General features: G+C 74.2%; 18 protein-coding genes and 1 riboswitch. Of the genes, 5 read left to right on the top strand and 13 right to left on the bottom strand.

Annotated features, from left to right (window positions below; translation table 11 throughout):
• Nucleotides 1-147 precede the first annotated feature (147 nt).
• The 6 genes from ACZ4M5_RS04820 to ACZ4M5_RS04795 form a co-directional block, all read right to left on the bottom strand.
• The gene (locus tag ACZ4M5_RS04820) at nucleotides 148-1,062 is read right to left on the bottom strand and encodes an ECF transporter S component (protein ID WP_467733135.1); all 915 of its coding nucleotides are present in this window, start codon (nucleotides 1,060-1,062) and stop codon (nucleotides 148-150) included.
• Nucleotides 1,059-2,771 carry an ABC transporter ATP-binding protein gene (locus ACZ4M5_RS04815; RefSeq protein ID WP_467733134.1) on the bottom strand — a complete coding sequence of 571 codons (1,713 nt, stop codon included), beginning with the start codon at nucleotides 2,769-2,771 and terminating at the stop codon, nucleotides 1,059-1,061. Before ACZ4M5_RS04815 ends, ACZ4M5_RS04820 begins: the two co-directional genes overlap by 4 nt.
• Nucleotides 2,768-3,862 (bottom strand): CbiQ family ECF transporter T component, encoded by a 1,095-nt coding sequence (locus tag ACZ4M5_RS04810; RefSeq protein ID WP_467733132.1) that lies wholly within the window; start codon nucleotides 3,860-3,862, stop codon nucleotides 2,768-2,770. The genes ACZ4M5_RS04815 and ACZ4M5_RS04810 overlap by 4 nt, the downstream gene beginning before the upstream one ends.
• Complete coding sequence (locus ACZ4M5_RS04805; RefSeq protein ID WP_467733130.1) at nucleotides 3,855-4,508, bottom strand: SCO2322 family protein; 654 nt, start codon at nucleotides 4,506-4,508, stop codon at nucleotides 3,855-3,857. The genes ACZ4M5_RS04810 and ACZ4M5_RS04805 overlap by 8 nt, the downstream gene beginning before the upstream one ends.
• Entirely contained in the window at nucleotides 4,505-5,734 is a 1,230-nt protein-coding gene (locus tag ACZ4M5_RS04800; protein WP_467733128.1) for a prenyltransferase/squalene oxidase repeat-containing protein, read from the bottom strand. The genes ACZ4M5_RS04805 and ACZ4M5_RS04800 overlap by 4 nt, the downstream gene beginning before the upstream one ends.
• Nucleotides 5,735-5,855: 121 nt before the next feature.
• Nucleotides 5,856-5,943, bottom strand: a riboswitch (adenosylcobalamin-variant (AdoCbl-variant) riboswitch).
• A 71-nt stretch (nucleotides 5,944-6,014) separates the two neighbouring features.
• Nucleotides 6,015-6,680, bottom strand: coding sequence for a TetR family transcriptional regulator (locus ACZ4M5_RS04795; protein ID WP_467733126.1), 666 nt, complete (start codon nucleotides 6,678-6,680; stop codon nucleotides 6,015-6,017).
• 211 nt (nucleotides 6,681-6,891) lie between these two features.
• On the opposite strand from ACZ4M5_RS04795, the gene ACZ4M5_RS04790 reads away from it, so the two are divergent.
• The 3 genes from ACZ4M5_RS04790 to ACZ4M5_RS04780 are packed head-to-tail and all read left to right on the top strand — an operon-like array spanning nucleotide 6,892 to nucleotide 10,138.
• The gene (locus ACZ4M5_RS04790) at nucleotides 6,892-8,328 is read left to right on the top strand and encodes a glycosyltransferase family 4 protein (protein ID WP_467733124.1); all 1,437 of its coding nucleotides are present in this window, start codon (nucleotides 6,892-6,894) and stop codon (nucleotides 8,326-8,328) included.
• Complete coding sequence (locus tag ACZ4M5_RS04785; RefSeq protein ID WP_467733122.1) at nucleotides 8,322-9,071, top strand: class I SAM-dependent methyltransferase; 750 nt, start codon at nucleotides 8,322-8,324, stop codon at nucleotides 9,069-9,071. Before ACZ4M5_RS04790 ends, ACZ4M5_RS04785 begins: the two co-directional genes overlap by 7 nt.
• The gene (locus tag ACZ4M5_RS04780) at nucleotides 9,068-10,138 is read left to right on the top strand and encodes a prenyltransferase (RefSeq protein ID WP_467733120.1); all 1,071 of its coding nucleotides are present in this window, start codon (nucleotides 9,068-9,070) and stop codon (nucleotides 10,136-10,138) included. The genes ACZ4M5_RS04785 and ACZ4M5_RS04780 overlap by 4 nt, the downstream gene beginning before the upstream one ends.
• Nucleotides 10,139-10,213: 75 nt before the next feature.
• Here the strand turns inward: ACZ4M5_RS04780 and ACZ4M5_RS04775 are convergent, their stop codons facing one another.
• From ACZ4M5_RS04775 to ACZ4M5_RS04750, 6 genes are all read right to left on the bottom strand, one after another.
• The gene (locus ACZ4M5_RS04775) at nucleotides 10,214-10,504 is read right to left on the bottom strand and encodes a hypothetical protein (RefSeq protein ID WP_333930833.1); all 291 of its coding nucleotides are present in this window, start codon (nucleotides 10,502-10,504) and stop codon (nucleotides 10,214-10,216) included.
• 182 nt (nucleotides 10,505-10,686) lie between these two features.
• Entirely contained in the window at nucleotides 10,687-11,538 is an 852-nt protein-coding gene (locus tag ACZ4M5_RS04770; protein ID WP_467733118.1) for a hypothetical protein, read from the bottom strand.
• A 158-nt stretch (nucleotides 11,539-11,696) separates the two neighbouring features.
• Nucleotides 11,697-12,665: an N-acetylmuramoyl-L-alanine amidase gene (locus tag ACZ4M5_RS04765; RefSeq protein ID WP_467733116.1), complete on the bottom strand. Its 969-nt coding sequence runs from the start codon at nucleotides 12,663-12,665 to the stop codon at nucleotides 11,697-11,699.
• 62 nt (nucleotides 12,666-12,727) lie between these two features.
• Complete coding sequence (locus tag ACZ4M5_RS04760; RefSeq protein ID WP_467733114.1) at nucleotides 12,728-13,015, bottom strand: hypothetical protein; 288 nt, start codon at nucleotides 13,013-13,015, stop codon at nucleotides 12,728-12,730.
• A gap of 107 nt (nucleotides 13,016-13,122) precedes the next feature.
• The gene (locus tag ACZ4M5_RS04755) at nucleotides 13,123-13,773 is read right to left on the bottom strand and encodes a class I SAM-dependent methyltransferase (protein ID WP_467733112.1); all 651 of its coding nucleotides are present in this window, start codon (nucleotides 13,771-13,773) and stop codon (nucleotides 13,123-13,125) included.
• 88 nt (nucleotides 13,774-13,861) lie between these two features.
• Nucleotides 13,862-15,601 (bottom strand): MFS transporter, encoded by a 1,740-nt coding sequence (locus tag ACZ4M5_RS04750; RefSeq protein WP_467733110.1) that lies wholly within the window; start codon nucleotides 15,599-15,601, stop codon nucleotides 13,862-13,864.
• A 218-nt stretch (nucleotides 15,602-15,819) separates the two neighbouring features.
• Here ACZ4M5_RS04750 and ACZ4M5_RS04745 point away from each other — a divergent pair, with 218 nt between their 5' ends.
• Both ACZ4M5_RS04745 and ACZ4M5_RS04740 read left to right on the top strand, forming a co-directional pair.
• The gene (locus ACZ4M5_RS04745) at nucleotides 15,820-17,271 is read left to right on the top strand and encodes an MFS transporter (protein WP_467733108.1); all 1,452 of its coding nucleotides are present in this window, start codon (nucleotides 15,820-15,822) and stop codon (nucleotides 17,269-17,271) included.
• Between the two features lie 242 nt (nucleotides 17,272-17,513).
• Complete coding sequence (locus tag ACZ4M5_RS04740) at nucleotides 17,514-18,260, top strand: class I SAM-dependent methyltransferase (protein ID WP_467733106.1); 747 nt, start codon at nucleotides 17,514-17,516, stop codon at nucleotides 18,258-18,260.
• A gap of 27 nt (nucleotides 18,261-18,287) precedes the next feature.
• Here the strand turns inward: ACZ4M5_RS04740 and ACZ4M5_RS04735 are convergent, their stop codons facing one another.
• On the bottom strand, nucleotides 18,288-19,496 hold the full coding sequence (locus ACZ4M5_RS04735; RefSeq protein ID WP_467733105.1) for a polysaccharide pyruvyl transferase family protein: 1,209 nt from the start codon (nucleotides 19,494-19,496) through the stop codon (nucleotides 18,288-18,290).
• Between the last annotated feature and the right edge of the window lie 13 nt (nucleotides 19,497-19,509).

Below are 19,509 nucleotides of genomic sequence, written 5' to 3'. Positions count from 1 at the left end.
TCGTGACCGGTTCCGGGCGCCGCGCACACTGCCGAACGCGGCGCGGTCGTCCACCGAAACAGGCCCAGCGGGTGCGTGCAACGAACCCCTCTACTAGGCCCGGCCGCATACCGGGCAGGATTCCCCCCGCGTCACCACGGCCTCGCGCTACGGCCCCGCTTCGTACGTGACGCCGGTCATGTGGGGGGTCTCACGCCCGGCGTCCGGCCTGGGTGCCTCGAAGGTGACCGGCGTCTCGAAGGCCGCCCGGCGTGTGGCCCGGCGCAGGGCCTTGAGGACCGGCTGGCCGAGCGCCAGGGTCAGGACGACCGTGACGACGGCACGGCCCAGGTCCCAGCCGAGTGAGGTCGCCACGCAGTAGGCGAAGAAGCGGGCCAGATTCGTGGCGACCGGCGCGCCGGGGTCGAAAGCCACGTTCGAGGCGAGCGTCCCCATGAAGGGCCACCCGGCCATGTTCATGAACAGGCCGTAGGCGAACGCGGCGACGAAGCCGTACCCGGCGAGCAGCGCGAGTTCGGCCCGGCCGCGCAGCCGGTCCGGCCCGGGCAGCAGTCCCGCGCCCATCGCGAACCATCCCATCGCCAGCATCTGGAACGGCAGCCACGGCCCGACCCCGCCCGTGAGCAGCGCCGACGCGAACATGGTCACCGAGCCCAGGACGAACCCGAAGCCCGGGCCGAGGACCCGGCCGCTGAGCACCATCAGGAAGAACATCGGCTCGATACCCGCCGTGCCGGCGCCGATCGGCCGCAGGGCCGCCCCCGTCGCGGCGAGCACCCCGAGCATCGCGACCGCCTTCGGGCCCAGGCCGGACTCGGAGATCGACGCGCCCACCACGGCCACCAGCAGCACCAGCAGTCCCGCGAACAGCCAGGGCGCGTCCTGGGAGTGGGCGCTGAGCCCCGAGGTGGGCGGGGCGAGGAAGGGCCAGCCGAAGGCGGCGACCCCCACGGCGCTGACCAGGATCAGTGCGGCGAGGGAGCGGGGGCCGAGGCGGACGGCCCGCGCCTGGCGCCGGCGCGTCGGCCGGGCGGGTGCGGTTGTGCCGGTGCGGGCGCTCATCGGCCGGTCCCGGCGAGGGCCGCGCGGACCTGCGAGACGGTGAGCCAGTGCTGCGGGGCGAGGATCTTCGTCACCTGCGGCGCGTAGGACGGCGACGACACCACCACGTCCGCGGTCGGGCCGTCGGCGATCACCTCGCCCTCCGCGAGCAGCACCACCCGGTGGGCGATCTCGGCGGCCAGTTCCACGTCATGGGTGGCCAGCACGATGGCGTGGCCCTCGGCGGCCAGGGTCCGCAGCACGGCGGCCAGCCGGGCCTTGGCCGCGTAGTCCAGGCCGCGGGTCGGCTCGTCCAGCAGCAGCAGCGGGGGCCGGGCGGTCAGCACGACGGCCAGGGCGAGCGCGAGCCGCTGCCCCTCGGACAGGTCCCGGGGGTGGGTGCCGTCGGCGACACCCGGAAGCAGGTCGCCGACCAGGGCGCGGCAGGTGCCGGGGTCCGCGCCCGCGTCCCGGTCGGCCGCCGCGCACTCGGCGGCGACGGTGTCGGCGTAGAGCAGGTCGCGCGGCTCCTGCGGCACCAGCCCGACCTTGCGGACGAGGTCCCTCGGGGCGGTGCGGTGGGGCGTGGCGCCGTCGACGAGGACCGTGCCCGAGGTGGGGGCGACCAGGCCGACGAGGGAATTGAGCAGCGTCGACTTCCCGGCGCCGTTGCGGCCCATGAGGGCGATCGTCTCGCCCGGGTCGACGGTGAGGTCGATGTGCCGCAGGGCCCGGACGCGGCCCCGGGTGACGGCCAGCGCCCGGACCTCGGCGGCGTGCACGGCGTCCTCGACGCCGGCGGGGGCGGTGCGGTCGCGGCGGAACCAGGGGCGGCGCCGGCCGGGGGCCGTGGGCTCGGTGGGACGGGTGACGGATTGGCGCCGGCCGTCCGGGCTGCCGTCCGCCTCCGGTGCGTCGGCGAGCCGGTCGCGGAGCGGGGCCGCCCGGCGTCGGGCGTCGCGGACCGTCAGGGGCAGCGGGGACCAGTCCGCGAGGCGACCGAGGGCCACCACCGGCGGGTACACCGGCGACACGGCCATCACCTCGGCCGGAGTGCCCAGCACGGGTGCGGCGCCCGGCCCCGGCAGCAGCACGACCCGGTCGGCGTACTGCACGACACGTTCCAGTCGGTGTTCCGCCATGAGGACGGTCGTGCCCAGGTCGTGCACCAGCCGTTGCAGGACGGCCAGCACCTCCTCGGCCGCGGCCGGGTCGAGCGCGGAGGTCGGCTCGTCCAGGACGAGGACGTCCGGGTGCGGGGTGAGCACCGAGCCGATCGCGACCCGCTGTTGCTGGCCGCCGGAGAGCGTGGCGATCGGGCGGTCGCGCAGACCGGCCAGGCCCAGGACGTCCAGGGTCTCCTCGACGCGGCGGCGCATCACGTCCGGGGCGAGGCCCAGCGACTCCATGCCGTAGGCGAGTTCGTCCTCGACGGTGTCCGTGACGAAGTGGGACAGCGGGTCCTGGCCGACCGTGCCGACCACGTCGGCCAGTTCGCGCGGCTTGTGGGTGCGGGTGTCGCGCCCGGCGACCGTGACCCGGCCGCGCAGCGTGCCGCCGGTGAAGTGCGGGACCAGTCCGCTGACCGCGCCGAGGACGGTCGACTTGCCGACTCCGGACGGGCCCGCCAGCAGGACCAGTTCGCCCTCCGGGACCTCGAAGTCGACGTCCCTGACCGTGGGTTCGGCGGCCCCGTCGTAGGTCACGGAGACGTCCTCGAAGCGGATCACGAAGGCTCCTTCGGGTCGGGGGCGACGAACGCGGGCAGCAGGCCGAGAAGGATCGCCGCGGCGGGCCAGAGGGGGAGCGTCGGCGCCACGAGCGGGACCACGCCGGGCTGCAGTGCCGCGGGATCGCGGACGGACGCGAGCGTGAGCAGGGCCGCGACGGCCACGCCGGAGGCCACGACCAGCCAGGCCCGCGCGTCCCAGCGGTCCGGGCGGTAGCGGGTGCGCAGGGAGCGGCGGCCGCCGAGCCGCAGGCCCGCCAGGGCGGCGGCGCAGCCGAGGACCAGGACGGGCACGCCGTAGGAGCCGCCCTCGGCGGTGAGCAGCCCGTACGTCCCGGCGCACACGCCGAGCAGCCCGCCCAGGGTCAGCGCGGCGGTGGTACGCCGGACCGCGGGCGGGACCTGCGCGGTGCGGCCGTAGCCGCGGGCGTCCATCGCGGCGGCCAGGGCGACCGAACGCTCCAGCGCGCCCTCCAGCACCGGCAGGCCCACCTGCAGCAGGCCCCGGACGCCCTTGTCCGGACGGCCGCGCAGCCTGCGGGCGGCGCGCAGCCGCTGCACGTCCGCGATGAGGTTCGGGGCGAAGGTGAGCGCGACGACGACCGCCACGCCCATCTCGTACAGCGCGCCCGGCACCGACTTCAGGAGACGGGCGGGGTTCGCGAGGGCGTTCGCGGCACCGACGCAGATCAGCAGGGTGGCCAGCCGCAGACCGTCGTACAGCGCGAAGACCAGGGCCTCCGCCGTCACCCTGCCGCCGAGGCGGATGCCCTGCGCCCAGTCGGGCAGACCGGCCTCGGGCAGCGTGAACAGGGTGTGCGTGCCCGGGATCGGGGAGCCGAGGACCGTCGCGAAGACCAGCCGGACCAGCAGCACGAGCAGGGCGAGTTTGACGAAGGCGCCGTAGGAGCGGGACCAGGGCGTGTCGGGCCGGCGGGCGGCCACGACGTAGGCGGAGACGGCGATGAGGAGGGCGAGCAGCAGGGGGTTGGTGGTGCGGGTGGCCGCGGTGCCCAGGGCGAGGGCCCACAGCCACCAGGCACCGGGGTGCAGGGTGGCCGGGCGCCCCTGCGGCGGGGTCGTGCTAGCCACGCCGCCGTACCTGCCAGACGGCTGCTCCCCCCAGGATCACCACCACCGCGATGCCGGCGACCAGCCCCAGGGCCGGGCCGTCGCCGGACGTGCCGCCCTCCGCCCCGTCCTCCTTCGACTCGTTCCCGTTCGCCGACGGTTCCGGGCGCTGCGCGACCTGCTCGCCGCAGCCCTTCTCCGGGTAGCCGGCGATGGCGCACAGCAGGGCGTCGCTGCCGTAGCGCAGCGGCCCGGCCACCGCGGCCAGGGCCTCGGCGGTGGTCGCGTCGGGGGAGATCCGGGCGCAGGCCGTTCGCGCGGGCGGCGGACGCTCGCCGTCGGGGGCGTCGGCGGCCGTGCCGAAGTCGAGGACGAGGGCGACGCGCTTGGTGCCCTCCTCGGCGGGCGTCCGCGCGCAGATCGTGTCGAAACGGGCCGCGCCGCGCGGCCGGGCCGCGTCCGCCGAGTCCTCGCTCACCGCGAAGCGGAAGCCCTGCACGTCGCCGTCCGAGGGGCGGGCCGTGGACGGCCCCTGGGTGGCGTACACCCAGCGGTCGCCGTCGCGCTCCCAGAACGACCAGTAGCGGTAGCCGGCGGCCTGCGCCTGACCGGCGCCCGCGAGCGGCAGGAGCGCGGCCACAAGCAACAGCAGGGCCCTGCGGATCACGGCTGCTGCTTCTTCCGGCGGCCGTTGCTGAACAGGAAGCCGATGCCGATGCCCGCGACCAGGCAGACGCCGACGTACCACCAGACGCCGAACACCGAGTCCGAGTCCTTCGAGTCCTGCTCCTCGTTCTCGCCCTGCCCGTCCGCCTTCGCGGCGGCGGCCTGCGGGGCCGGGCCGGTGGCGTTCAGCTGCTTCACCAGGTCGGCGCCGCCGAAGTCGCGCGGGTCCGTGCCCGTCGCGTGCGCGGCGAAGATCAGCTGGGCGTAGGCGGCGGGGCCGTTCTGCCGGGCCCAGGCGGCGGAGTTCTTCTCCAGCCACCGCACGGACTTCCCGGCCTGCCCGGTGTCGCCGTGCGCGGCGAGCGCCACGGCCGCGTCGGCGGTGTTGCCGAAGTCGGGCTGCGGTTCGGCGCCGGGCAGGGCGGACATCAGGTGGTCGCCGTCCGCGGCCAGCGCGGCGGTCAGGTAGCCGGCCCCGTTCGCCGCCGCCTGCCCGGGCGTGCCCGGCTTCGCGCAGTCCGTGCCGGGCTTCTTCTCACCGGCCTTCGCCGCCATGCCCTTGCCGAGCGCGCCGAGCACCCCGGCGGCCGTGGCGTCGGCGTTGGCGAACAGCTTGCCCTTCTTGTCCGGCTGGAACGCGAACGCCCCGTCCTCGTCCCCGCCGCACGGCAGGGCGAGCTTCAGCAGCGCGTCGTACGGCGACTTCCCGCCCTTCTCGACGCGGCCGGGCTGCTCGCCGGCGGCGGCCAGGGCGCCTATGACGACCGACGTCGAGTTGGTGTCGCTGGCGCCGCCGGGCGCGTAGCCCCAGCCGCCGTCCTCGTTCTGGACGGACTTCAGCCAGCCGACGGCCTTGCGGGTGACCTCGTCGTGCCCGCCGAGCGCGGCCAGGGCCTGCACGGCGGCGGAGGTGGCGTTGGTGTCGACCATCGTCCTGCCGTCGCACGCGGCGGCCGGGTCGGCGCGGTAGGCGGCGAAGGCGCCGTCCGCGCACTGCTGGCGCACCAGCCACCGCACCGAGCCGGCCGCGGGCTTCACCCCCACGGTGTCCTGCGCGAGCAGCGCGAGCGACTGGCGCCAGACACCGTCGTACTTCGGGTCCTTGTCGCCGTGGAGGGCGGACGGGAGCGCCGGGGACGGCGAGGGGGACGGGTCGGCGGCGGCCGGGGTGGCGGCGCCGATCACGGCGACGGCGGCCAGGACCGCGGCGCTGCGGCGGACGTTCATGATCGGCGGGTGCCTCTCCCTTGGGGGAGCCGGGCGGCACGGGACACCCCGGCGGCTCGGCTCCGTATACCTCGACGGTGCCGTGCACCGGCGGACTGCCGGGCACGCGAGCCGGTCACGAACCGTACGCGGCGATCCGGCTCACCGCCCCGGGGCGGCTCACGGTTGCGGGTCAGCGCCGGAATTGCACCGGCTTCCCCACGTACGGTGTGATGACGACCCGCTTACTGTACCCGCCCGTCAAAAGCGCCCCGCGGGGCGACGGACGTGGGGGCTCGCGTCAGGAGCGGCCCGGAGGCGCCGGGTCGATCAGGCGGCAGACCGTCTCGATGTCGACCCGGACCTGGGCGATGGACGCGCGGCCCGACAGCCAGGTGATCAGCGCCGAGTGCCAGGTGTGCTCGATGACGCGGACCACGCCGAGCTGCTCGGGCGTCGGATCCTCCTGGCCCATCGCGTCCAGGATGATCGCCGTGGTCTGCCGGGACACCTGGTCGACCTCGGGGCTCACGCTGCGGTCGGCGAAGGTGAGGGCCCGCACCATCGCGTCGGCCAGCTGCGGTTCGCGCTGGAGCGCGCGGAAGGCCCGCATCAGCGTCTCGGCGACCCGCTCGGCCGCCGTCTCGCCCCGCGGCGGCCTCTTCCGCAGCGTGCCGTGCATGTGCTCCAACTGGTCCTGCATCGTGGCGACCAGCAGATGGATCTTGGAGGGGAAGTACCGGTAGAGCGTGCCCAGCGCGACCTGCGAGGACTCCGCGACCTCCCGCATCTGGACGGCGTCGAAGCCGCCCCGGACGGCCAGTTGGGCGCTCGCGTGCAGGATGCGCCGGCGGCGGGCCTCCTGCCGCTCCGTCAGGGGCGGGGAGGCGAGGGCCGCGGCTGCTGCCGCGGATTCCGCCTTGGCCACCTTGTTCACCTGAGCGCTCACCTCGGCTCCTGCGGGCATGCGTCGATCCCGTTCCGTGACCGTCCGTGAGGACGGGTGATCACACAGCATGGCACGGCACCGGCCGTGGCGTGAATCACCTGATCCACTGCTCACAGCGCCCCTACCTGCCGGTAGATTCGGAGCCTCCGAACGATCAAGTCTGAAACTTGTTCTAGATTAGCGTCCCGGCGTAATCTCGCGGGACAATGCAGGGAGAAGGGGGCCCAGGGTGACCGCTGAGGCCAGTCAGGACGGGGCCCCGCAGGACCCGGCCGCCGACGGCTTGCGACCGCTCCGCATCGCGCTCCTCACCTACAAAGGAAACCCGTTCTGCGGTGGCCAGGGCGTCTACGTCCGCCACCTCTCGCGGGAACTGGCCCGCCTCGGCCACCGCGTCGAGGTCATCGGCTCCCAGCCCTACCCCGTCCTGGACGAGGGATACGACGGCCTGAGCCTCACCGAGCTGCCCAGCCTCGACCTGTACCGCCAGCCGGACCCCTTCCGCACCCCGGGCCGCGACGAGTACCGCGACTGGATCGACGCCCTCGAGGTCGGCACCATGTGGACCGGCGGCTTCCCCGAGCCCCTGACGTTCTCGCTGCGCGCCCGCCGCCATCTGCGCGCCCGCCGCGGCGCGTTCGACGTCGTGCACGACAACCAGACGCTCGGCTACGGCCTGCTGGGCGACGTCGGCGCACCCCTGGTGACCACCATCCACCACCCCATCACCGTCGACCGGCAGTTGGAGCTGGACGCGGCCGACGGCTTCAAGCGCCGTCTGTCGGTGCGGCGCTGGTACGCCTTCACGCGCATGCAGAAGCGCGTGGCGCGGCGCCTGCCGTCCGTGCTGACCGTCTCCGGCACCTCCCGCCAGGAGATCGTCGACCACCTCGGCGTCCGCCCGGACCGGATCCACGTCGTGCACATCGGCGCCGACACCGACCTGTTCTCGCCCGACCCGTCCGTGCCGGTCGTCCCGGGCCGGATCGTGACCACCTCCAGCGCGGACGTGCCGCTGAAGGGCCTGGTGCACCTCGTCGAGGCGCTGGCCAAGGTGCGCACCGAGCACCCGCAGGCGCATCTCGTCGTCGTCGGCAAGCGCCCCGCCGAGGGCCCCGTCGCCCAGGCCATGGAGCGCTACGGCCTCGACGGCGCCGTCGAGTTCGTCAAGGGCATCTCCGACGCGGAACTCGTCGACCTCGTGCGCTCGGCGCAGGTCGCGTGCGTCCCGTCGCTCTACGAGGGCTTCTCGCTCCCGGCCGCCGAGGCCATGGCGACCGGCACCCCGCTGCTCGCCACCACCGGCGGGGCCATCCCCGAGGTGGCCGGCCGCGACGGGGAGACCTGCCTGGCGGTACCGCCCGGCGACGCGGGCGCGCTGGCCGCCGGACTCGTCCGCCTGCTGGGCGACGCGGACCTGCGGGCCCGCCTCGGCGCCGCCGGACGTGACCGCGTGCTCCGCCACTTCACCTGGGCCAGGGCCGCACAGGGCACGGTGACCCGTTACCGCGAGGCCATCGACCGCACCGGCGCCACCGGCCGCCCCGCTGCGGGCGCCGCCCGGTCCGCCCCGGCCGCGGCCGGGAACAGCGCCGCCACGGGGCCCGTGCCCGCGGCGGCGGCAGATGTAGCAGGCGTCAACTCCGAAAGCAGGGCCACGTGCTGACCGTCGACTTCTCCCGGTTCCCGCTCGCCCCGGGCGACCGCGTCCTGGACCTCGGCTGCGGGGCCGGCCGGCACGCGTTCGAGTGCTACCGGCGCGGCGCGCAGGTCGTAGCGCTCGACCAGAACGCCGAGGAGATCCGCGAGGTCGCCAAGTGGTTCGCGGCGATGAAGGAGGCCGGCGAGGCCCCCGAGGGCGCCACCGCCACGGCCATGGAGGGCGACGCCCTCGCCCTGCCCTTCCCCGACGAGTCCTTCGACGTCGTCATCATCTCCGAGGTGATGGAGCACATCCCCGACGACAAGGGCGTCCTCGCCGAGATGGTGCGCGTGCTCAAGCCCGGCGGCCGCATCGCCGTCACCGTCCCGCGCTACGGCCCCGAGAAGGTCTGCTGGACCCTGTCCGACGCCTACCACGAGGTCGAGGGCGGCCACATCCGCATCTACCGCGCGGACGAACTGCTGCGGAAGATCCGCGAGGCCGGCCTGAAGCCCTACGGCACCCACCACGCCCACGCCCTGCACTCGCCCTACTGGTGGCTGAAGTGCGCGTTCGGCGTCGACAACGACAAGGCGCTGCCGGTGCGGGCGTACCACAAGCTGCTGGTCTGGGACATCATGAAGAAGCCGCTGGCCACCCGGGTCGCCGAGCAGGCGCTGAACCCGCTGATCGGCAAGAGCTTCGTGGCCTACGCGACCAAGCCGCACCTGCCGCGCACGGCCGCCACGGGGGCGGACGCCACGTGACCACTCCCCGGACGGAACACCTGGTCCTGCCCGGGGTCCTCACCGCGGGGGAGGCCGCCGCGACCGTCGCCGGCGTTCTCGCCGTGCAGCGCGAGGACGGCGCGATCCCCTGGTTCCGCGGCCACCACCTGGACCCCTGGGACCACGTCGAGGCCGCCATGGCGCTGGACACGGCCGGTGAGCACGAGGCCGCCGAGCGCGCCTACCTGTGGCTCGCCCGGCACCAGAACGACGACGGCTCCTGGTACGCGGCCTACGCCGACGGCGACTTCGCCGACGTCACCGACCGGGGCCGGGAGACCAACTTCGTCGCCTACATAGCGGTCGGCGTCTGGCACCACTACCTCTCCACCGGCGACGACACGTTCCTGGAGCGGATGTGGCCGTCGGTGTACGCCGCGATGGAGTTCGTGCTGCGCCTGCAGCAGCCGGGCGGGCAGATCGGCTGGCGGCGCGACGACGACGGCACGCCCACGGCCGACGCCCTCCTGACGGGCTGCGCCTCCATCCACCACGCCCTGCGCTGCGCCCTGGCCATGGCCGAGCAGCGCGAGGAGGCCCAACCGGACTGGGAGTTGGCCGTCGGGGCGTTGCGCCACGCCCTGCGGCACCACCCCGAACGGTTCCTGGACAAGAACCGCTACTCGATGGACTGGTACTACCCCGTACTGGGCGGCGCGCTGACCGGCGCCGAGGCCAAGGCCCGTATCGAGGAGGGCTGGGAGCGGTTCGTCGTCCCCGGACTGGGGGTGCGCTGCGTGGTGCCCAACCCGTGGGTGACCGGCGGCGAGTCCGCCGAACTGGCGCTCGCGCTGTGGGCGATGGGGGAGTCCGACCGGGCCCTGGAGATCCTGCAGTCCATCCAGCACCTGCGGGACGCGGACAGCGGCCTGTACTGGACCGGGTACGTCTTCGACGACGACGCGGTCTGGCCGCGCGAACTCACCACCTGGACGGCCGGGTCACTGCTGCTCGCCGTGGCCGCGCTGGGCGGACACGAGGCGACCTGCCAGGTGTTCGGGGGCACGGAACTGCCGGTCGGTCTCGAGTCGGACTGCTGCACCTGACAGGCCGGGTCCGCCGTTGCCGAGGGCGCGGGTCGTGTGCGGCTTCGCCGCGCGGTCCCCGCGCCCCTGAGGGCGTCAGTGCCGGTGCACCCGGTTGGCGATGGCGTGGCCCACGAACAGGTAGACCACGGCCGCCAGCCCGTAACCCGCCACGACCCGGGCCCAGGCCTCGTCGAACGTGAAGAGGTCGTGGGACCAGCCCGCCAGAACACGGGCGCAGTCGTGGATGAACTGGACGAAACTGTTGCCCTGGTTGGCGTCCAGGAGATACATCAGGATCCACAGGCCCAGGATGAGGGCCATGATGTCGGCGACGACCGCGATGGCCGTGCCGGCGCTCGAGCCGTTGCGATATCGAGGGGACATGACTCCCGTCTTGCCCCCGAACCATGGATGAAACCCGGGGATTCGCTCAGCAGTTCAGACGCGAGACGCGAGACGCGAGACGCGAGACGCGAGACGCGAGACGCGAGACGCGAGACGCGTGCCGGGCAACGGCGACGGCCCCCCGCCCGGAAGGGCGAGGGGCCGTGCGCGGTCCGTGCGGCTCAGCCGCGCTGGATGCCCGAGGTGTCCTGCAGGACGCCCCGGCGGCCGTCCTGCGTCTGGGCGACGAGGGCCTGACCGCGCTGCTCGACCGCCAGGTACCAGGTACCGGGCGCGAGTTCGGCGATCGGCGACGGGGAACCGTCCTCGGCGAACAGCGGCCGCGGCACCGGAACGGCGAACCAGAACGGCGAGAAGTCCCCGGCCGGGGGCTGCGGCTGGGCCTGTGCCTGCTGGGGCTGGCCGCCGAACGGCTGCCCGGGCTGCGGCTGCCCCGGCTGCGGGTGGCCCGGCTGGGGGTGGCCGTAGCCGCCCGGCTGCTGCGCGCCCGGGTAGCCGTAACCACCGGACGGCTGGGCGCCGTAGGGCTGCGGGGCGGCCGGGCGCGGGGCCGGCACGAGCGAGCCCTTGAGGGCCGGCACCAGCGGCGTGGCGACGGCGGCGGCGGCCAGCAGCAGCGTCGCGATCAGGGCGAGGATCATGCCGATGCCGGGGCTGGGGGCGTTGCGGTCCCCGAAGTCGCCGATGTTGTCGTAGCCGCCCGGCACGTCGAAGATGTTGCCGAGCGCGCACCACGCGGCGAACACCGTGAAGGCGATGCCGAACTGGCCGAGGTCCAGACCCGCGACCTTCGGCGCCTGCGGCAGGCCCCGGGCCACGACGACGAGCGCGGCACCGATGATCCCGGCCAGCACGACGCCGAACACGACCGGGCCGCTGCCCCACAGGCTCGGAAGGTCGACGCTGTCGGGGACATTGTCGAAGGAGTAGAGGTCGAGGAACGACGCGATCAACAGCAACACCGCTGCTCCGATCACCACGCCGTCGCCCCGAGTGAGGGAGCGGATATTCACTTCAGGTCCTTCGCAGGTCGTCTCGTCGTCAATAGAGGCGTCGCCGTCACCGGGCCGTCGTCGGGCCCCGGTAGGCAGCGCAGGGGTGGCCCCTCATCGTAAGAGGGACCCTATCGCCCGCCCGGTCGGCGTGTCCGCCGGGATCTTCCGGTCCGCGCCTACCCGCGCAGGAAACCCACGATTCCTTCGGAGATCCCCCGCGCGGCCTTCTGCCGCCAGGCGCCGCTGGTGAGCAGCGCCGCATCCTTGCTATCGCGCATGTTGCCGCACTCGATGAACACCTTGGGAACCGTTGACAGATTGAGACCGCCGAGGTCCTTGCGCGTGACGAGACCGCCGCCGTCGCCGATGTAGTTGGAGGGCGCGGTGCCCGTGACCGCCACGAAGCGGCCCGCGACCCGCTCGCCGAGATCGCGGGAGGGGGCGACGATCGCCCGGGTGTCCGCGGCGCCCGCGTGGACCGAGCCGGGCAGGATCACGTGGAAGCCGCGGTTCCCGGCGCCCGAGCCGTCCGCGTGGATCGAGACCACCGCGTCGGCCTTCGCCTCGTTGCCGATCCGGGCCCGTTCGTCCACGCACGGCCCGAACGGCCGGTCCCCGTCCTGCGTCAGCTTCACCGTGGCGCCCTGCTCCTGGAGCAGCGTGCGCATCCGGTGCGCCACGTCGAGGGTGAACTCGGCCTCGGTGTAACCCGCGTTGGTGGAGGTGCCGGTGGTGTCGCACTCCTTGCGGTTGGTGCCGATGTCCACTTGGCGGTTGATCTCGGCGGCGTGCCGGAAGTTGCCCGGGTTGTGGCCCGGGTCGATGACGACGACCTTGCCCTTGAGCGGCCCGGAGGCGGCGGGGGCGGACGCCGTGGCGGACTTCGTGGCTGACGGCGAGGCGCCCGGCTCCTTCGAGGCGCCCGGCCCCTTGGCGTCGTCGGCGGGCGCTCGCGACTCGGCGGGGGAGGAGGACCGCACGTCGGCACGCCCCGGGTCGTCACCGCCCCCGGAGCCGCCGACCGTCTCGTAGACCAGCCAGCCGAGCAACGCCCCCGGCACCAGCGCGGCGAGCGCCACGGTCAGGGGGCCGCGACGGGGGCGGCGGGGCGGGGACGGTTCGAATTCCGGGCCTGCGTACGACACGCTGCCACCCTAGCGGCCGTGCGCCGGGGCGGGCGGACGGAAGGCGGCCCGACGGGTGGCGGCTAGCCGGAGCCGGCGCCCTCGTCCCCGTGCCGTACCGCCTCCTTCACCCGTGCCTCGATCTCCGTGCGCGCGGTGTCCTCCTGTCGGGCGTACGCGGTCACCGCCGCCTGCACGTCCCGGGCGAGGTCGCGCCAGGCGCGCCAGGCCGTCTCCCAGGTGGTGTTCTGCTGCTCGCTCCACTTGGTCTGGGTGGGCGGGCCGTACGCGTCCTGCAGCTGACGCACGAGGGCGTACGCCTCGTCCGCCGCGCGCTGCTTCTCCACGAGCTCTTCGAAGGTGTGGGCCACGCGCCCGGATCCTTGGGCAGCGGCGGCCGGGCGCCGACGCGCCACGCCGCCCGTGGGCCGACCGGGCGGGGCCCCACCGGGGGCGATTCACCCGCCCAGCCGTTCCCTCACACGCCCGGGCCGGTGCGCCGCAGGACCCGCAGCGAATCCGTCGCCGAGACCTCGGTGAACGCGCCCGAGGCCAGCGCCCGCAGGTAGACGCGGTAGGGCGCCTGGCCGGTGAACTCGTCCTCCGGCTCGGGGAACACGTCGTGGATGAGGAGCAGTCCGCCCTCGGCGACGTGCGGGGCCCAGCCCTCGTAGTCGGCGGTGGCGTGCTCGTCGGTGTGGCCGCCGTCGATGAAGACGAACCCCAGCGGCGTCCGCCAGAACGCGGCGATCTGCGGGGAGCGCCCCACCAGCGCCACCACGTGCTCCTCCAGGCCCGCCCGGTGCAGCGTCCGGCGGAACGTGGGCAGCGTGTCCATCAGGCCGATCTCGGGGTCGACCGTCTCCGGGTCGTGGTACTCCCAGCCCGGCTGCTGCTCCTCGCTGCCGCGGTGGTGGTCCACCGTCAGCGCGCTGACCCCGGCCTGCCGGGCCGCGTCGGCGAGCAGGACCGTGGAGCGCCCGCAGTACGTGCCGACCTCCAGCAGCGGCAGTCCCAGCCGCCCGGCCTCGACGGCAGCCGCGTACAGGGCCAGGCCCTCGGCGGCGGGCATGAACCCCTTCGCCGCCTCGAACGCGGCCAGGATCTCGGGCTTCGGGGCCGCGGGCATGGGGTTCCTCTCGGTCGTACGACGGTCCGGGCGCCCATCGTGCCGTACCCCCTGCCGCGTGCCGACAGGGGGTACGGGGAGGCGCCGGTCAGGCGGAGACCGTCTCGCCCGGCAGGGACAGGTCGAGGTCGACGGCCCGGTCGTCGCCCGCGTGGGTGGCGGACGAGGCGTGCGGGCCGTGCCCGGCGGCCCGGGCGGCGACGACGTAGGCACCGGGGGCCGGGACGCCCAGCGTGTAGCTGCCGTCCTCGGCGGAGAGGGTGGCGCCGGCCTGCCGGCCGTGGCGGTCGATCAGCGTGACCTTGGCGCGGGCCACCGGGGAGCCGTCGGGGGCGAGCACACGGCCCCGGAAGCCGCGCAGGGCCCGCTCGGCGCGCTCCAGGTTGGCGTCCTCCTCGCTGCTGGCCCGCAACTGCGGCGTGCCCGAGGGCCGGTTCCCCGGCAGGAACAAGGCCAGGACCAGGCCCACGGCCACCGCGGCCGTGGCGATCAGGAAGGAGATCCGGAAGCCGTGCATGGTGGGGATCTCGACACCGCCGACGGTGTCCGCGGTGTTCGCCAGCACCATGCCGATCACCGCGCTGGAGACCGACGTGCCGATGGAGCGCATCAGCGTGTTCAGCCCGTTCGCGGCGCCCGTCTCCGAGGCCGGGACCGCGCCCACGATCAACGCGGGCAGCGAGGAGTAGGCCAGGCCGATGCCCGCGCCCAGCAGTACCGAGATGACCAGGCTCTGCCAGGCGGCGCTCATCAGGCCGAGGCCCGCGCCGTAGCCGACCGCGATGATCGTCAGGCCGAGGATCAGGGTGACCTTGGGGCCGTACCTGGCGGACAGCCGGGCGTACACGGGAGCGGTGACCATCATCGTCAGGCCCAGCGGCGCGACCAGCAGGCCCGCGACGACCATCGACTGGCCGAGGCCGTAGCCGGTGGACTCCGGCAGCTGCAGCAGCTGGGGCAGGACGAGGGAGACGACGTAGAAGGAGACGCCGACCATGATCGAGGCGAGGTTGGTGAAGAGCACGGCCGGGCGGGCGGTGGTGCGCAGGTCCACCAGCGGCGCCTTGACGCGCAGCTCCATCACGCCCCACAGCACGAGCACCACCGCCGCCGCGGCGAACAGGCCGAGGGTGGTGGAGGAGGTCCAGCCCCAGTCGCTGCCCTTGGTGATCGGCAGCAGGAACAGCACCAGGCCGGCCGACAGGCCGAGCGCGCCCGGCAGGTCGAAGGAGCCCGCGGCGCGCATCGGGGACTCCGGCACGACGAGGAGGGTGAGGGCGATGGACAGGACGCCCAGGCCGGCGGCGCCGTAGAACAGGGCGTGCCAGTCGCTGTGCTGGGCGACCAGGGCGGCGGCGGGCAGGGCGAGGCCGCCGCCGACGCCTATGGAGGAGCTCATCAGGGCCATCGCCGAGCCGAGCCGCTCGCGGGGCAGCATGTCCCGCATCAGGCCGATGCCGAGCGGGATCGCGCCCATCGCGAAGCCCTGGAGCGTGCGGCCGGCGATCATCGCCTGCAGGTCGCTGGTGAGCGCGCTGAGCAGGGCGCCGACGACCATCACGGCGAGGCTGAGGATCAGCATGCGGCGCTTGCCGTAGAGGTCGCCGAGGCGGCCCATGATCGGGGTCGCCACCGCGCCCGAGAGCAGGGTCGAGGTCAGGACCCAGGTGGCGTTGCCGGGAGTGGTGTCCAGCAGGCGCGGCAGATCCTTGATCACCGGGACGAGCAGGGTCTGCATCACCGCGACAACGATGCCCGCGAAAGCGAGCACCGGCACCACGGTCCCGCTCGCCCTGCCGGCGGGACGGTCTGTCGTCGTCTGCGTCATCGAGGAGGGCCTCCAGGCCGGGAACTGCGCGGGGGACAAGGGTCGAGCGGTTGCATGGAGTGCGAACCTCGTTCGTCCGGGCAACTATTCCGTTGCTTTGGCACTCTAACGAATTCTTGACCTTCCCTTGGGGCTCGGCGGTCGGCGGACCTAGGGCCCCGGACCGAGACCCCGGCCCGGCGAAATCCCGATGCAAGGGGCGCAAGCGGGTTGAGAGCATGACACCCATGCTCGAATCCGCCCGCCCCGCCACCGACCACCCGCCTCGCCCGCGCCCGCGCGGTACGCCGCCGACCTGGCTCGTGGTGGCGCTGACCTGCGCCGGGCAGTTCCTCGTCGTGCTGGACGTGTCCGTGGTCAACGTGGCGCTGCCGTCGATGCGCACCGGTCTCGGACTGAGCGAGCAGGGCCTGCAGTGGGTGGTCAACGCCTACGCCATCGCCTTCGCCGGCTTCATGCTGCTCGGCGGCCGGGCCGGTGACCTCTACGGCCGCAAGCGGATGTTCCTCGTCGGGCTCGGTCTGTTCACCCTCGCCTCGCTGGCCGGGGGGTTCGCCCAGCAGGAGTGGCACCTGCTGCTCGCGCGGGCCGTGCAGGGACTGGGCGCCGCGGTGCTGGCACCCTCGACGCTGACCATCCTCACCGCCTCCGTGCCGGAGGGGGCCGCGCGGGCCAGGGCGATAGGCACCTGGACGGCGGTCGGCGCCGGCGGCGGAGCGGCGGGCGGCCTCGTCGGCGGAGCGCTCGTGGAGACGCTGTCCTGGCGGTGGGTGCTGCTCATCAACGTGCCCGTGGGAGCGGTGGTGCTGGGTGCCGCCGCCTGGTTCCTCGTCGAGGGCCGGGCCGGGGACGGGCGGCGCCTGGACCTGCCCGGCGCCCTCCTCGTCACCGCCGGGCTCGGCACCCTCGCCTACGGCATCTCCCAGACGGAGGCGGCGGGCTGGACGGCCGAGGCCACCCTGGTCCCGCTGCTCGCCGGGCTGGTCCTGCTCGCCGCGTTCCTCGCCGTCGAGGCCCGCACCGCGAGCCCGCTGATGCCGCTGAGCCTGCTGCGCCTGCGGTCGGTGTCCTCCGCCAACGCCGCGATGTTCCTGAGCGGTTCGGCGATGTTCTGCATGTGGTTCTTCATGACCCTCTACGCCCAGAACGTCCTCGGCTACGGCCCGCTGAAGGCCGGACTCGCACTGGTCCCCAGCTCGCTCGCCGTCGTCCTCGGCTCCAAGCTCGCACCCCGGCTGATGCGCACGGCCGGACCGCGCGCGGTGGCGGTGCTCGGCACGCTGATCGCCGTGGCGGGCTTCGCCTGGCAGTCCACCCTGACCCCGGGCAGCCCCTACGTCACCGGGATCCTCGTCCCCGGTGTCCTGATGATGCTCGGCGCGGGCCTGGCGGGGACCCCGCTGGCCTCCCTGGCCACGTCCGGGGCGGCGCCCGAGGAGGCCGGACTGGTCTCCGGCCTCGTCAACACCTCCCGCACGATGGGCGGTTCGCTGGGCCTGGCCGTCCTGTCGACCCTGGCTGCCGCCCGCTCGGGCGGCAGCGCGACCCCGCAGGCCCTGACGGAGGGCTACGCCCTGGCGTTCCGGGTCGGCGCGGCGGTGCTGGCGGCCGGAGTGGTGCTGATGTGGGTGTGGCTGCCCCGGCCGGGGCGGGAGCCGCGGACCGGGTGAGGCCCTTCGGGCGCCACCCTGTGGAACGGCGGCGGTGGGGTGCTCCGCGACCGGCCCGTGCGGGCCCTTCGCGGGCACGCCACCGCTGTTTCGGCCCCGGGCCGGACCCACGTGCCGAGGGCCTGCCCGCGCGTGCCCCGCAGGCCCGGGGAGCACTTCTCTGACGCTGCGTCAGAAGCGTGCTGACCTGGCCATTCCTCCTCTCCGCGCCTAGCGTGGGCGGCTCGGGAAAGGGGGACCGGATGGACCGGACCATACGCACCGCCGACGACGTACTCGCCCTCCTCGACGGCCTGTTCGCGCCGGAGGCCGACCGCTGGTCGGGACGGGGCGCGGACTGGTGGGACGGCTTCTACGCCGACCGTTCGCGACCGGTGCCGTTCTTCGTGGCGAAGCCCGACGAGAACCTCGTGCGCTGCCTGGAGCGGTACGGCACCGGCCGGGGGCGCGCGCTCGACCTGGGCTGCGGACCGGGCCGCAACGCCCTGTACCTCGCCGGGCAGGGCTTCGAGGTCGACGCGGTCGACCTGTCACCGCAGGCCCTCGCCTGGGCCCGGGAGCGGGTGCGCGAGGTCGGGGCGGACGGCGTGCGGTTCCACTGCGGCGACGCCTTCGCCCTCGCCGCCACCGAACTGACCGGCCCGTACGACCTGATCTACGACTCCGGCTGTTTCCACCACCTGGCGCCGCACCGCCGGGTCAGCCACCTGGCCCTGCTGGAGCGGCTGCTGGCGCCGGGCGGCCTGTTCGGGCTCACCTGCTTCGCCGCCGGGGAGGGCGGGATGGGCTCGGAGGTGTCCGACGCCGGCTTCTACCGCGAGGGCGGCGGGCTGCTCGGCGGTCTCGCGTACACGCCGGAGTCCCTGCGGCACGTCTTCTCCGGCCTGACCGAGCTGGAACTGCGGCGCATGCGGGACGAGCCGGAGGAGTCGGAGCACTTCGGGGAGCCCTTCCTGTGGACGGCCCTGTTCCGGCGCGACCCGAACTGACGCCGGGCGCCCCGCCGTCGGCCCCCGTCAGGCGCCGGGGCGGGGCGTGTCCAGCAGTGAGGTCAGGGTGCTGAGGAACGACGTCGCCGAGTACTCGGCGTGGTCGCGCACGCGTGCCGCCACCGCCGCGGCCCCGCCGCCCTCGACCAGCCGGACGATGCGCTCGGCGTCGCCCCCGTACCCCCGCTGGGTCGACAGGTAGAAGTCCGTCGCGTCGTACGCCATGTGGAAGACGTGCTTCTTCACGTCGCTCAGCGTCAGGTAGTCGTCGTGCGTCTTGGGCGTCGGCTCGGGGGCGCCGACGCACACCGCCGGGGTGCCGGCGCCCCAGGCGTTGACGGCCAGGTGGTAGGTGTCGGTGATGACGAGCCGGTAGCGGGGGAGGACCCCGAGGAGGTCGCCGACGGTGTGCTCGCCCGGGCGCCGCGGGATGTGCGCGAGGGCGGCGGGGACGTCCCGGTCGAACCAGGGCAGCCACTCCAACGGGGCGCCCAGCCGGTCGGACAGTTCGCCGCAGGTGGCCGGCAGCCAGTCCGGAACCGGTGTGCGGGCACCGAGGAACACGCCGATCGCACCGCCGTCCGGGACGGAGGTCGACCAGTCCGTGACGGGCAGGTGGCCGAAGTCGCCCGGACGGTTCAGCAGGGCCGCGTCCGAACCGAAGTGGTCCGTGGTGCGGTCGCCGCGCAGGTGCGTGATCTTCGCCGCCGAGAGCGGGTCGCGCACCCAGACCCGGTGAGCGCGCCGCACCAGGCGGGTGAACAGCGGGCCGTACTCCTTGTCCTCGTAGTCGGACTGGGTGTTGTGCAGGATCGTCCCGCCGTAGCTGAGGGTCCGGGCGAGGAGCGCGTCCGGCTGGTCCGCCAGCAGCAGCGTCCGGTTGAGCAGGGCGCGGGCCGCGTCCCGGTCCGCGGCGATCCCGAAGTCCGTCAGGCGGTTCGTCGCGTCCTGCGCCAGGTAATGGCGCGTGTGGAGGAAGTCGCCCCAGAAGACGACCGCGTCGTGGTCGCCGAGGTCGTCCAGGTGCTCGGCCAGCGGAAGGAAGTCGAACGGCATCCGCGTCCCGCGCGCGCAGTCGCGCAGCGGCACGGTGTCCGGGGTGTGCAGCGTGTACCAGGTGGCGTCGAACGCGCCGCCCGCCCGTCGCCGCAGGGACTCGAACGCCAAGTCCACGGTCAGCATGCCCGTGTTGCGGTACCCGATGTTCGGCGCGGTGATGACGGCGACGCGTGCCATGTGCCCCTTGATC

The organism is Streptomyces sp. NPDC026246 (assembly GCF_055567995.1).
The sequence above is the reverse complement of the archived record's forward strand: the minus strand, read 5'-3'. Positions and strand labels throughout refer to the sequence as shown.

Bases quoted from the DNA above. Each gene is read 5' to 3' on its own strand.
- ACZ4M5_RS04820 (WP_467733135.1), bottom strand. From the start codon at position 1,062: ATGAGCGCCCGCACCGGCACAACCGCACCCGCCCGGCCGACGCGCCGG.
- ACZ4M5_RS04800 (WP_467733128.1), bottom strand. From the start codon at position 5,734: ATGAACGTCCGCCGCAGCGCCGCGGTCCTGGCCGCCGTCGCCGTGATC.
- ACZ4M5_RS04795 (WP_467733126.1), bottom strand. From the start codon at position 6,680: ATGCCCGCAGGAGCCGAGGTGAGCGCTCAGGTGAACAAGGTGGCCAAG.
- ACZ4M5_RS04775 (WP_333930833.1), bottom strand. From the start codon at position 10,504: ATGTCCCCTCGATATCGCAACGGCTCGAGCGCCGGCACGGCCATCGCG.
- ACZ4M5_RS04755 (WP_467733112.1), bottom strand. From the start codon at position 13,773: ATGCCCGCGGCCCCGAAGCCCGAGATCCTGGCCGCGTTCGAGGCGGCG.
- ACZ4M5_RS04750 (WP_467733110.1), bottom strand. From the start codon at position 15,601: ATGACGCAGACGACGACAGACCGTCCCGCCGGCAGGGCGAGCGGGACC.
- ACZ4M5_RS04745 (WP_467733108.1), top strand. From the start codon at position 15,820: ATGACACCCATGCTCGAATCCGCCCGCCCCGCCACCGACCACCCGCCT.
- ACZ4M5_RS04740 (WP_467733106.1), top strand. From the start codon at position 17,514: ATGGACCGGACCATACGCACCGCCGACGACGTACTCGCCCTCCTCGAC.
- ACZ4M5_RS04735 (WP_467733105.1), bottom strand. From the start codon at position 19,496: ATGGCACGCGTCGCCGTCATCACCGCGCCGAACATCGGGTACCGCAAC.